At 36.9% G+C, this 898-nt stretch carries 2 protein-coding genes; both read left to right on the forward strand.

Annotated elements, in window-relative coordinates; genetic code table 11:
• The first annotated feature begins 164 nt into the window (after positions 1-164).
• Positions 165-545, forward strand: a complete 381-nt coding sequence (locus OZD64_RS00155) for a helix-turn-helix domain-containing protein (protein ID WP_007549224.1) — start codon at positions 165-167, stop codon at positions 543-545.
• Positions 546-587: 42 nt separating this feature from the next.
• Positions 588-863, forward strand: a complete 276-nt coding sequence (locus OZD64_RS00160) for a transposase (RefSeq protein WP_010082387.1) — start codon at positions 588-590, stop codon at positions 861-863.
• The last annotated feature ends 35 nt before the right edge of the window (positions 864-898 follow it).

The raw sequence follows: 898 nt of genomic DNA on the forward strand, positions 1-898 counted from the left end.
ATAAAAGGGTATTTGCAACAAATAGGAAGAGATTTGCAGCTATTCACAAGCATCAAAAGAAACTTAATATTAAGATAAATGATTGCAGAATTGATAAAAATATAGCTCTTTCCATAAAAGTCCGGATGTGATAGGATAAGGGTAGATGATGATAAGGAGGTTGAATGCCAGCAGCATATAGTTATGATTTAAGAAAAAAAGCAATGGAAGCGCTAGACGAAGGAGAAAGCAGAGAAACAGTGGCAGCAAGATTTAAGATTGGACGAACTACTTTATGGGAGTGGCAGCAAAGAAGAAAAGAAACAGGAGACTTTCAATCAAAAAAACTTGGAAATGGGGGTTACAATCACAAAATTACCGACTGGGATACCTTTGCCAAATTTGCCAGAGAACACGGAGGAAAGACTCTATCGGAAATGGCTAAACTTTGGAACAACGTTAGTATCCAAACGATCTATCGAGCCCTTAAAAAAATTGGATTTACGCGCAAAAAAAGACATATGGATACAAGGAAAGAAACGAAGAAAAACGTGCTGAATTTTTGAAAATTATAGCGACAAAAGAACCTAAAAACTTAGTGTATATAGATGAGTCTGGCATTGATAACACCGAACTACGGATATTGCCAGAAAGGACAGCGGTTTTATGCCTTAAAATCTGGAAAGAAAACTCAACGAATCAGTATGGTTGCAGCCTTAAGTGGAAGAAAGATAGTTGTTCCGTTAACCTTTGAAGGCCACTGTAATATGGATGTTTTTAATGGATGGTTTGAGCAATTTTTGACACCGATCTTGGAACCTGGACAGACTGACCTTACCCAGAAAAAGTGGAGAGAAAGAAAGGAGTTTTTTCGGGTAAAATAAAATTTTGGAGGATTAGAAATGGCAAGAGAATATAC

This window comes from Wolbachia endosymbiont of Drosophila tristis (genome assembly GCF_028981745.1).
Lineage (GTDB): Bacteria > Pseudomonadota > Alphaproteobacteria > Rickettsiales > Anaplasmataceae > Wolbachia > Wolbachia pipientis.